7 protein-coding genes and 1 pseudogene are annotated in these 13,009 nt (G+C 39.3%); 6 read left to right on the top strand and 2 right to left on the bottom strand.

From position 1 onward, the window contains the following. The first annotated feature begins 90 nt into the window (after nt 1-90). Together SBI19_RS09180 and SBI19_RS09175 are read left to right on the top strand one after the other, a co-directional pair. Entirely contained in the window at nt 91-6,102 is a 6,012-nt protein-coding gene (locus SBI19_RS09180; RefSeq protein WP_317967250.1) for a polymorphic toxin-type HINT domain-containing protein, read from the top strand. A gap of 13 nt (nt 6,103-6,115) precedes the next feature. Then, a complete protein-coding gene (locus tag SBI19_RS09175) occupies nt 6,116-6,544 on the top strand; it encodes a contact-dependent growth inhibition system immunity protein (protein ID WP_317967249.1) in 429 nt (142 codons plus the stop codon). Between the two features lie 261 nt (nt 6,545-6,805). Here the strand turns inward: SBI19_RS09175 and SBI19_RS29635 are convergent, their stop codons facing one another. Together SBI19_RS29635 and SBI19_RS09170 are read right to left on the bottom strand one after the other, a co-directional pair. Further along, nucleotides 6,806-6,946: a hypothetical protein gene (locus SBI19_RS29635; protein WP_483312261.1), complete on the bottom strand. Its 141-nt coding sequence runs from the start codon at nt 6,944-6,946 to the stop codon at nt 6,806-6,808. Between the two features lie 8 nt (nt 6,947-6,954). After that, a pseudogene (locus SBI19_RS09170) lies at nt 6,955-7,637 on the bottom strand (transposase); the annotation flags it as partial. Between the two features lie 459 nt (nt 7,638-8,096). On the opposite strand from SBI19_RS09170, the gene SBI19_RS09165 reads away from it, so the two are divergent. From SBI19_RS09165 to SBI19_RS09150, 4 genes are all read left to right on the top strand, one after another. After that, on the top strand, nt 8,097-9,248 hold the full coding sequence (locus SBI19_RS09165; RefSeq protein ID WP_317967248.1) for an ABC-three component system protein: 1,152 nt from the start codon (nt 8,097-8,099) through the stop codon (nt 9,246-9,248). Between the two features lie 52 nt (nt 9,249-9,300). Then, a complete protein-coding gene (locus SBI19_RS09160; RefSeq protein WP_317967246.1) occupies nt 9,301-9,681 on the top strand; it encodes a hypothetical protein in 381 nt (126 codons plus the stop codon). A 137-nt stretch (nt 9,682-9,818) separates the two neighbouring features. Continuing rightward, complete coding sequence (locus tag SBI19_RS09155) at nt 9,819-10,520, top strand: hypothetical protein (RefSeq protein WP_317967245.1); 702 nt, start codon at nt 9,819-9,821, stop codon at nt 10,518-10,520. Nucleotides 10,521-11,470: 950 nt separating this feature from the next. After that, a complete protein-coding gene (locus tag SBI19_RS09150) occupies nt 11,471-12,925 on the top strand; it encodes a SulP family inorganic anion transporter (RefSeq protein WP_317967244.1) in 1,455 nt (484 codons plus the stop codon). Nucleotides 12,926-13,009 lie beyond the last annotated feature (84 nt).

The raw sequence follows: 13,009 nt of genomic DNA, 5'->3' as shown, positions 1-13,009 counted from the left end.
TTTACCATTCTATCGCGAATTTGAAATTAGGAGATTATAGATAGTGAAGTTCAGAAATGGTGTTCAAATTAATAAATGGAGGAACTTCGATTGAGAAAAATAACCAGTATTCTAATCATTTTCTCTTTGTTTTTTTCACTTGCTAATATACCTGTTCTAGCTGAGAATGTTGAAACATCCAATGTTGACACAGCATCTTTGATACCAATAGAAGAGCCTGAAAATATAATATTCGATCAAATACCTCAAACTGTTTCTTTAAGTGAAGATGAACAAGCCATTGCAACTTATATGAAGCAGATGAATGCCGTTCAACAAGGTAATCAGTCCCTCGCAGAACAAGAAGGGAGATTGACAATATCTCAGATCGTCGATGAGTTTGGTGTAACGGAATCATCGGTCCAAAATCAATTGGACAATGGAATGACACTGTCACAAATATATGTTGCTCTTGTAGAAGGAACCGGGAGTATCAGCCGGGAAAAATCCTCTGTAGATCATTTGAATCCTGAGATGGAGTTACAAACGACAGATATTCCGGAATCTACAGAACCCGTAACTTCGGATTATGGTGACAATGTAGACTTGGCCAAGGTTAATCAATTTTCACAGGTATCAACTCAATCGAGTATGAGCAAGATGCAGCAGACCACTGAACAAGCAGTTGCAAGTGCGGTGATTCCTGAGCCTGAAATACGACAAGTTACGCCTAAAATAAACGAGGCTCCGTATCAAGCAACCCTACATGACGAAACGATTTCATTCCTATCTGGTTCGTTGTCAACCTCGGAAACCGACTTAACTCTTCCTGGTCGAAATGGGCTGGGCTTTGCTCTGACACGAACCTATAATTCAGGTGCATCGCAGTTCTATGACACAGGTGTATCGTATACCTACGCCACTTATATGGTTGGCTATGCTACGCGCATACAAACGGATACGGTAGGCTACAGCGTATCTTATACCTATGATAAGTATCTTCAAACGATTCAATGCAGCACAGGAGTGGTTCTCTCAACGACCGGTTCAGGTCAGTATTATACGACATCTTCGAATTTTACAACTTATAATGCTGCTCTCTCGGCAGCAATTCCTTCAATAGCCTCGGAGACTGTCCATCCTTGCGGTGAGATCGGAACAGATAAGAAATATATTTATACGTATCCATTTCGTAGTAAATCATCTCCTGCTGAATATACCACAGGATCCTCATCAGTGATCTCATCGGGTACTGCAGGACCTTATTACTTCTATTCGGATGCGCAAAGCGTTCAGAGTTTACTAAATAGCAGTGCAGATGCGCTTCTCTCCTCAAGTGGAAAAATCGGAAACGATAGTCAAATTCAATACTATACTCGGACCTATGTGGCAAGTTCTCCTAATGCTCAAATCAACCAATCGGGTTATGACTCAAGTAGTAATACTGTATATTCGCCTGATGACGAGAATCGCTATCCAATCGGTAAAGGCTGGGGATGGAACATCCCTTATGTTTCAACATATAACGGCAAACAGTATGTCAATTTAGGGAATTCTGGGTCCTATGAAGTCAGTGGAACAAATCTGAAAGGCTATCCGTGGAAGGATTTACAATTCGTAAGTAATACATCCGTTCAGGTCAATAATGTACAATCGCAGTATGTGCTCCAGAAGATAGACGGAACGAAGATGTTTTTTGCAAGTGATGGTAAACTGCTACAGATCGCGGACGCATACAACAACACCGTTTCATTCAAGTACACATCCGTAAGTCCATATGGCCAAGTGCTGACGACCATAACAGATGCAATCGGAAATACGATTCAAATCAGCTATACCACGACAAATGTTACGCTAACCAGTGGAACGAAGACGGTCATCTATAACAAAACTTCACAGAACGGCAAAGAACTGTTAACCAGTGTTATAAACCCACTTGGTCTACCAACAAGCTATACCTATGATATTGCAAGTGCGAAGTTTAATAACCTGGGAACAACACCGATCACAGATAACCCATATGCGTTATTGAAGAGCATTACGCATCCTACGGGTGCAAAATCTGTATTCCACTACGAATCGGCACCTGTCACACGATTTGTTAAAGCTAATCAAGTAAATCAAGTCTATCGAATCCATGATCGAAGTGAAGAGTTGATAGAGAATGGACTGACGAAAACTTACAATTATGCATATGTAACATACCCGAAAGATATCGGTGAAACGTATACGACCACAGGTGCGATCGTTTCTACAAATCTATTTACAACAGATACCACAACAAATTATAGATTCAAGAAGGTATTCCCAAGTGAAGATGTTGCAGCACAATATTATCTTACTAATGTAGATGTAACGGGTGTTCAACAATCGAACCTGAGCCGCAAGACCAGCTATACGTATGACGAGGTGAAGGGTAATCCTAATCCGATTAAGACCGAGTCATATTCGGAACAGACCACGACAACGACGACGACCCAAACTCCACATTTAATCACATCTGCTACCTATGACGACTACGGTAATATACTAACATCCATAGATGAAAGAAATAATATTACAACTAATGTTTATAATGCTTCAACGCATCTCTTAGAAAACTCAACCACGACAGCAAATGGGACAACTAACTTATTTACATCACTAACTCGTAATGGACAAGGTTCTGTAACGAAAATAGAAATTCGAGATAATTCCATTAGTGGTGTCTTGAGGAGACAAGTGGGTTATGGGTACGATATTTATGGCAATATCACCAGCATCACAAAGGAAAATGGAGAGAAAGATCAAATAACGAGCGTTATTTACGACACGACAACCCATGCTTACCCAATCCAATTGTCTTCGAATTATACAGATATGGATGGGACGGGAAAATCTCGAGTCATTAGTGCAACATACGACTATTCAACGGGTAATGTGCTCACGTACACCGATGGTAACCAAAAGACAACCACATATACTTACGATGTTAAAAACCGTGTAAAAACAGTTAAAAACTCGGAGCAAACAACTTACCAAGAGTACACGTATGACGATGTAAATAATGAGGTCACGTCAAAGGATGAGTTAGGTAAAAAAACAAAGAGTAAGTGGAATGCACTTGGTTGGCTTATTGAAAAAGATTTATACGAGGCGGGACAATACAAAAAGAAAAGCCTAACTGGCTACAATTTGAATGGCAGCGCTCTCTGGACAGAAGATGCGTTGGCAAATCGATCAATTTTTGCTTACGATGACTGGGGAAGAATTACTCAAGTAACACAACCTAATCTAGGAATAGCCACTAGAGCATATAACGATATGACAAGAGAAGTCATATCCACGGACGCGGAAGGCAACCAGACCAAAACAACGATGGACATATATGGCCAGACAATTAAGACACAAGAAAAACGTGGGTCAGCAGGTATTTTTGCGATCGTATCCCAGCAAACCTATGATCAACAAGGAAGACTGAAGACCATAAGTGACATACAGAACAACACCACGACATATTCGTATGATTCGCTTGGACAGTTAGTAACAGTTAATCAACCGATGGGAACAGGAGGAAACTACGCATATCAGTATGACTTGTTAGGTAACCAAACGGTTACTACGTATCCTAATGCTATGACGTCAACCAAGGAATATGATGAATTAAGCCAATTGGTAAAGCAAATTGATGAGAGTGGCATTAGCACGAGGTATGGTTATGATAAGAACGGCAATTTGATTACGGTAGTAGATCGTAACCAGAAAACGCTTAGCTATCAATACAATGCACGGAATTGGTTGTTAAGTAAGAGTACACCAGGTGAAACGACGATTGTGTACACATATAATGATGATGGAAGTCGTAAAACCATGACGGAAGGTACCAATACAACAAGTTACTTCTACAAACCGGATACCGGTGCACTTAGCTCTATCACATATCCGGACGGCAAAATAATAGAAATGAAAACGTATGATGCAAATGGCAGTCTGACCCAGATGATAGATCCAGCGAATAAAACAATTGATTACAGCTATTTAAAGGGTAATTTATTCGAGGTCAAAGTAAATAGCCAGTTAAAGGCATCCTATGATTACTTCAAGAATGGATTGAATAAGACAACAATTTTGGGTAATGGCATTACTACAACAAAAACGTATGACGGTCCTTACTTATCTGATGTTGTTGATACAAGGACTAATAATGGAACCATATTAAATTCTTATCACTATCATACAGATAATAGGGAAAATATCGATCAGACGAGTATAAACCTTAATCCAAGTGGAAATGGATCAACGGTTACCTCAAGCTTTACCTATGATGCACTGAACCGGATTATGACGGCTTCTCCCAATAATGAAGTGTATAATTATGACACGCAAGGGAATCGACAGACCTTACAATCGGATCAATTAATCACGCCTGACACTGGGACATATGCATATGATGCATGGAACAGGTTGACGAGCGTTACTTCCTCTGATGGGCATCAAGTGAAATATACTTATAATGGTGATGATCTGTTAGTAGGTCGAACGGAGAATGGTGTCACTACCAGGTACTATTATCTTGGATCCGATATTATTGCTGAAGGAACTGTAGCAGCCAATGGTTCGGTGACAATAACGAGTAGTTACATTCGTGGTAATGGGTTGATCTCAAAGATTGATGCATCGACCAACATGGAGGGGTATTATCTCTTTAACGGTCATGGTGATGTTATGGAGATGCGGGACGCTACTGGACTTTTAATTAATGCATACGATTATGATATCTGGGGCAACCCAATAGCATCAACTGAACAAACGTCATATGCAGCCGGAACAATGACTAATCAATTTCGTTATTCTGGAGAGTTCTGGGACGATTCTACAGATTTGCAGTATCTACGGGCGCGCTGGTATGATCCAAGCGTAGGACGGTTTATTAATGAGGATACGTATAAAGGTAGTTTGACGAATCCGTTGACGTTGAATTTTTATACGTATGTTGAGAATAATCCATTAATTTCAATTGACCCTAGCGGAAATATGTCTTGTTCCTCACAAAGTGAATGTCAGTATGTTACTCAAGTACTGCAAAGTGACCCCATGATGGGGCAGTACGATCAATTTATTATTGACCCTACACAACTTAATAACAATTTAGCACTAATAGATCAGTCGATGTTTCTATTAAAAAGTGGATGTGTCACTGATATGTGTCGTGCGTCTACGGTTGCGGTTATTAATAAAGCGTATGGTGCGATAATTGATATTAGAAATAATGCTTGTTCATATGTAAGCTGTTTAGATGGTACCGCTACATTCAGTGGCGTTAGAGATGGCTTTAGAATCATTTCGCAAGATATAGGTTCATCAACTAAAGAATACGCACTGACACCTGCTGGTTTGATTGAATGTAATTGTTTTACTGCGGGCACAAAAGTATTAACTGAAAGTGGAGAAAAGGCAATTGAAGACATTAAAGAAGGGGACTCGGTACTTTCTAAAAATGAAGTAACAGGAGAATTGGAGTATAAAGAAGTAACCGACATATTTAATCATGAAACTGATGAGATTTATCAAATCCAAGTGGGTAATCAAGTAATTGAGGCGACGTATAATCATCCTTTTTGGGTGAGTGGAGAGGGATGGAAATTCGTAAAGGATCTTAAAGTGGGAGATGAGCTAGAACAGAGTACTGGAGAAACACTTAAGATCCTTAGTATCAAGTTGTTAAAAATGAGAACTACAGTCTACAACTTTACGGTCGATGATTTTCATACGTATTTTGTATCCGATCTCGGGATTTGGGTTCATAATTCAAGTTGTAAATTGACCAGAACACAACAAGTAACGATAACAACTTTACAAAATATTATCAATGATCATCTCACTGATATGGATTTTTCCGGAACACTGCGTGATTTGCAGGGGAATCCAGTTCCGAAACCGGGAGGAGGTTACTGGGATCATCTTGGTGAGATGCAAGATTCATTGAGAGGACTCCAAGGAATTCAAAGGAGTTTGAACGGAAGTTTACAAAATCCAAATTTAAGCACATACTCGAGACAAGTGCTGCAAGCTAACTTAAATCAAGCGAATTTTTATGTAGCCAGGATTACATCAATGTTTACTAAATATGGTATTTCATTTTAAGGGGGAGTCATGATTGGATGTAACAAGCTATAAGATAAAAGAGATTGAAGTTGAGCTAGGGATTATCTATGATTCATCTTCATCAGAAAGTCCATTATCATTGTGGTATGAAAATATTAGGGACAAGTTTGTATACGAGTTGAAATTAGGTGATGTTCTGAGGCTTCTTAGACAACAACTTTATGTATCTTATATTGTCCCAAAAGCTGTAGAATATTTACAAGCTAATCTCTTTGCAGGGGAGCAATACGATGGTGAATTAGTGGCGGTTTTATCTCGTATCCCTTTCGATACTTGGGGACAAAACGAGACTTTAAAAAGAGACCTGCAAAAGATAATTTCAAGTGAGTACTTAAATATCAACCAACGTATATGGACTACTGATTCGTTTAGGTCAAATTTTTTGAAAGATTATGACAAGTTACTTAAAAACCTATATTAGGTTGTCCTAAATTTATTAGTGATCTAAATGCAAGCCACATGCGAGTGTTGAACTGTAACCCCATTTATGGACACTGTCTAAAAAGCGGTTAGCATAGTCTTACACAGCTAGGAGATGACTTCTGTATTCATCGAGGCCACTGAAGAACTCGTGGTTTCACGTAACAATTGAAGAGCGTGAAACAAAAGACGACCTTCGTTCCCAATTTTAGGGGACGAAGGTCGTTTCTTGCTGTCTAGGAAAGCCTTTATGACTGGTTTCTTACTTCATCAGTTTCAATATTCTCTTTAAGTTAACGGTAAAGATCGCCATCGCCCCTTGTAATTCCATGCCAACAAGACCCGAAGATGACGCTACGTCATATCCGTGTCTACGTTTGAGTTCACTGTTCTTTGCTTCTATTTTGTAGCGTCTTTTAAGAAATTCAATGGTTCTTTAATTTTTGGCAATTCGCAAATACCGACTTCAGTTTCAATCACAGCAATGAGTTTTTGACAGTAGCCGATCTCGTCCTCAAGTACATTACTGGTATTCTTGACTGGGAACTTGGCTTTCAGCGATTCATCGGCTTTATTAACTGCTTTTCTTAACTTGCGGAACGATCCAGCAAGATTTCTCGAGGCGATTTTTGGTTGTAACGGGCTTTTGTATGAGTGGCGTCAACAATGATGGCTTTGCTTTTAATAATGCCCTTGTCCATTGCAATTTCAACTGTTTTGCCCACGAGCATGTCAAGTAAATTCAAGTCTTTCAGTCGTTGCGTCCGAAACTTGGTTAAGGAACTGGCGTCAATCACTGGATCTTCAGGTGCCATATCAAGAAAATATTTAAACGACATGTCGTATTTCGAACGTTCGACGATGTCAATGTCAGACAGCTCAAAGATGGCTTTCAATAGCAAGTACTTGAACATTCGAATGGGGTCGATCGCATTTCGGCCGTTATCCAGACAGTAACGTTCTTTCAGTTCTTCATATACAAAAGAGAAATCAACCAGTTCGTTGTTCTGACGTAACATATTGTCTTTCGGTACCACTAAGTTATAAAGTTCCAAATAAGGGCTAAAAGTCATAGATTGTTGTTTTTGAATCATCTTTTTCACCTACTCTCGGTTTAATACCTTAATTATACAGAGAAAAGACACACCCTCCTCAATAAAAACATGAGGAGGGCGTGTCTTTTTCATACTAAGGACTTTTTCAGTGGCCTCGTATTCATCAGGAGTCATCTTTTTTTAATGTCCACTACTGAAACCGTTCTAAATTGTAAACAAAATAGGAGTCCTAACTGAGCGTAATAAAGCTTGAGAAATCAAGTTTTATTGTTTTTTGGTGTCATCACTTCTGTTTAGAAAAATGCATAAATTTAGAGGAATTTTACTCAAACGACACAATTCTAAAGACAGAGCAGCACAACTTCAAACGCAGAGTTAAATTGAATTAATCAAGTTTTCAAAAAAACTTAGAGCTATTTCGGAAATTAATTGGAGGAAAATGAGGGAAATTGTTGAAATTTATTCTTAGGTAATTTTCACTATAAAAAAGGAGGCACTATGAAATCCAACGCACCTGGTCAGTTATTAGGATTTGCGATCCAATTCCCCCGTGCATTGTATCATTTATTAAGGAGTTCACCTCAGGATTGTATCTGTGTTGAAGTACTTGGTGATGTAGCAATAATAAAATCAAATGGTGAGATTGAGGCCGAAGAGGACAAATCTTCTATTAATAGTAATCCACTTACTGATCGATCAGTTGACTTGTGGAAAACATTTTCAAATTGGATTGAAGCTATTTCAGATGGTGAACTTATTGTTGAAAAAACAAAATTCATCTTATTTACAAATCAATCAGGTAGGCCAAGTATCGTTAACAAGTTTCATGATGCCATAGATCAGCCAGCTATTACTGCTGCAATAAAACATACCAAAAGTAAGTTAGGTAAAACCAAGCCTGATCATGAGATCTGGAAATACTATGACCATGTTGTAAATAAAAATGAAACATTACTTAAGGAGATAATTAAAAGATTTGAATTGCAAATTGGAAACGAGTCAGGCATGGATGAAGTAAGGCTAGAGCTTAAAAAGAAACATGTATTTGAAGGTCAAATTGAATTTTTCATCGATAATCTAAATGGTTGGTTATTAAGAGTTATTACTGATCGTATTGCAAAGAAAATAAATGCAATTATTAGATGGGAAGAGTTTGATCATCAATTTAAAGTCCTATTCGATCGTTCCCGAAGTAGAGAATTAATTGATTTTACAATGCATTACTCAAAAGAGGATGTAAAAATAAAAATTCAAGAACAAGTGGATAAAAGACCAATATATTTACAACAACTAGAAAAAATCAATCTTCCCGAAAGAAAAATACTAAATGCGATTTCTGACTATTTGAGAGCAGATGTTAATATCGATAAATGGATTGAGGACGAAATTATAGATGCTGAATTAGCTGAAGATTTTGAAGGTAGATTAATAAGATTTTGGGAAAATCAGTGTGACAAAATTTCAATAATTCATCAATCTAAAAGTGAATCGGAACAAGGACAACTTATCCTTATTGAATGTACTTCGAGACAGGAAACCATAAGAGAACTGACACCACCAGAATCAACGATACCTGGAGTGTATCATAGCCTAGCTGATAGTCCGGAAATTGGTATCAGAATTCAAAGTTCCATTTTACGAACACGCTGATGGTGTAGAGTCACTATTAAGATCCGTTCAAACTGATAAAAGTATCTCCTTTATGGCAACGAAGTGGGCATTCTCACATTTAACTTGGCAGCTGGCAAGAAATTCATATGAGGCATGGCTTAACGTTGCAAGAGAGCATGCAGCGCAAGCAATACGGCCAATTACAAAGTACGATGCAAAATTATGGCCAGATCACTTGTTATCAATAATAAAGGATGAGAACAAAATAAGGTTATTGTATACTAACCACGCGAAAGAATCCCTTAGGGAAACTTTATCATGCCCATATGAAGATAAACGGTACAGAAAGATATCTGAAGACGAAGTGTCGTTTTTACCTATTCGATTAGCAATGAAAAATGGATATGAAAACGAAAAGCGAGAAGCGGAGCGTTATTTAGCGAGGTTAAAAATTGTATCGATTGTTCAATGAGACTAATTAGTTTCGTCGATTGCCTCCTGTTGATCCAATGCAGCGTTAGGAGGTAACGCTCGATTATCAAGAGCCGGTTACAGTTATTTCTGATATACTTGTCTAAAATATGAATAGTTAGAAAAGGAGGGCGTTCTTTGGGAAATAAACTTATTGCTATGATAAAAGATAATTTTCAACCATTATCTGAAGAGGGATTGCCTTTAATACTCGAAGCATCAATTGATGGTGTTCTAGGTCAAATCGCAAGTGGACTTGTCTCCTTCAGATTATCCTATAAACAGAGGAAATTCGAGGAGAACACTACCCAAGCTTTGAAATCGCTACTCAAACGAACCAGAAAACTTGATGCTAAGCTTGATAATCTCACTGATGAAGTAAGACATAATATAGCTGCTCGTGTACTTCCGATAACATTCGATTACGTTCAAGATGAACTAGAACTAGAGAAAATAGAGTTTATCATAAATGGATTTGAAAGTGCAGTTGAAGGAATGATCACAGAGGAATCTGTAATTATTGCATATCATGATGTTCTTAAAGAATTAAGAATGGCAGAAATTCGAAAGTTGATAGAATTTGATCTCAGAAACATTAACCGAGAACTCAATATCAACTTAGACTTAATTATGGACCGATCTCGTGAAGGAAGAAGAACACAGTCAACGGTAAGTGGATATGAAAAATATGTGGAATCTAAACTCACTCAAATTGGACTAATACACAAAGAATTCGAGGGAGGAATTGTAGCAGGCGAAGGTGTCGGGAGACCTGTAACTAGATTAACGGAATTCGGAAAAAATCTACTCGATTATTTTAAAATGCTTGAGTTAACATAACACCTGATCGTCGACATCAGGTTCGCTTATAAACTATGGACGTCGACAAATTCTCCGGAGTAACCACGAATTACTTTTCCTGATATGAATAATAACTGCAGTCGCTCGATTGAGCGACTTTTTATGTTCCTAAGGGCTTGGGAACAGTTATTATGATCTGGGAGGTTAGATCTGGAGGAGTATGTTTGTACAATTGTGTCATTTATGTTTGAAGGTTTGTGTCCTTAGATACCAGCGGCAGGCTGCCTATATTCGCTTTATAGACATATGTATAAAATACGGGTTTTGTGTAAAAGTCTATAAGCAAAAGATCTGGAGCCAGCGATTTCTGTTTACACTGTTGTTTATATACTGTAGTTGGTTTAATTTTATTATTCCTTTTATGGTTTCTAATCGCTTTATAAAGTACTGTGTCGCGTTCGCTTTATAAAATCCTGTGTCGCTATCTAGCTATCTAGACGAGTTAATTTAATTATAGCTTCTAAGTTTGCGCATAACTGAATCGCTTTGCAAACTCTACGTAACTTTCAATGATTTAATCGGTTGTGCAACCAACTGCAGCCATATTGTAATTTCGGTCTTTTTAATTTGAATTCAATTAAAATCTTCACCTAAAGCACCGTCATCTGCATATGCAGACGGCCGTCATGCATCAAGCTTTCTCAAATCTCTAATGTAAGCGATTTCAAGTAATTTCATAGGACCTAATTATTAATTTTCTTAAATACCCTCCCCGCTGCTTCATTTCATCTAGGCTACATAATTTAATATATGTAATCATTATGGACACTGAGTTCACGGCATATTCGCTTTTTTTACATTTATCTAACACACGTATTCGACATTTTATTCTAGTGCAATCGCCCATGTAACGTTATAATAAAAAGCATTGTTTGAATGCTAGGGTATGAAAGTACGTAACAATCATCATGAAGGAGTGTAGCAAATTCGTGTTCTTTGACAAAATAAAAGCGACGTGGTTATTCAACACCCGCCGAGACGTTCTGTCAGGCATGACAGTCGCGATTGCGCTTATTCCCGAAGCGATCGCATTCTCGATTCTTGCAGGTGTTGACCCGATGGTCGGCTTATACGCCTCATTCTGTATTGCGCTGACGATCTCTATTGTTGGCGGGCGTCCGGGGATGATTTCGGCTGCAACCGGTGCTATGGCATCGCTTATGGGCCCGCTCGTGTCCAAATACGGAATCGAGTATTTATTCGCCGCTACCATCCTAACAGGACTTATTCAATTCCTTATGGGTGTGCTGAAATTCGGTCGTTTCTTCACGTTTATCCCTCAGTCAGTCGTAACCGGCTTCGTCAATGCGCTGGCGATTATTATTTTCATGGCACAGCTGACGAACTTCGAGGATGCTACTTGGATCATGTATGCGATGGTAGCTGGCACACTCGCGATCATTTATTTACTGCCGCTGCTTACGAAAGCTGTTCCGTCGGCTTTGATCGCCATCATCGTCATGACAGCCGTCTCAATCTCGATGCACTTGGATTTGCGTACGGTTGGCGATATGGGAGCAATTACGCAGACAATGCCGTTCTTCCATCTGCCGGATATGTCGCTGACGCTTCACGCTTTCGGCGTTATTCTCCCTTACTCGCTTGCGCTTGCAGTCGTCGGTATTACAGAATCCTTAATGACAGCAACGATCGTTGACAGCATGACGGATACGAAGAGCAATAAGCATACGGAAGTCAAAGGACAAGGAATCGCGAACATCGTATCCGGTCTGTTCGGCGGTATGGCGGGATGCGCAATGATTGGCCAGACCGTTATTAATGTAAAATCCGGTGGCCGCTCGCGGTTATCTACTTTGGTTGCAGGCGTATTCCTTCTATTCCTTATTCTCGTGCTTGGCGATGTTGTGAAGCAGATTCCGATGGCTGCGCTTGTTGGCGTGATGTTCATGGTGTCGATCGGCACATTTGACTGGAAATCAGTCATTACGATCGGCCGAATTCCTCGTTCTGACGCGCTTGTTATGGTTGTCACTGTCGCAATCGTTATCGCAACGTCCAACCTGGCGATCGGCGTTATATCTGGCGTCGTGCTTAGCGCATTGATCTTCGGCTGGCGATCCGCGCGTATCCAGACGCACACGTCAGTAAGCACATCCGGTGCGAAGACTTATGCGATTACGGGGCAGCTGTTCTTCGGAACGATGGCTGCATTCGCGGATTTGTTCGATTATAAGAACGACCCCGCTGCCATTACGCTTGATTTCAGTCGTTCGCATGTTTGGGATCATTCAGGCGTAACCGCAATCGCCAAAGTCGTTGCCAAATACGAACGGATGAATAAGACCGTTACGATCATCGGGCTCAATGAGGAAAGCAAGCAGTTGGTCGCTCAGATTGGCCTTACTGCTCCTTCGGGACATTAAGCATAGTTCAAACAAATCAAGACAGCGAATAGATCATTCGCTGTCTTATTGCATTTTATTGACCACCCCATGGTCCATAACTGT

The organism is Paenibacillus sp. CCS19 (assembly GCF_033239625.1).
Lineage (GTDB): Bacteria > Bacillota > Bacilli > Paenibacillales > Paenibacillaceae > Paenibacillus_T.
This window is presented reverse-complemented; position numbering and strand designations above follow the sequence as displayed.

Excerpts from the sequence above, each read along its gene's own strand:
- SBI19_RS09165 (WP_317967248.1), top strand. The coding sequence starts at position 8,097 with ATGAAATCCAACGCACCTGGTCAGTTATTAGGATTTGCGATCCAATTC.
- SBI19_RS09160 (WP_317967246.1), top strand. The coding sequence starts at position 9,301 with ATGGCAACGAAGTGGGCATTCTCACATTTAACTTGGCAGCTGGCAAGA.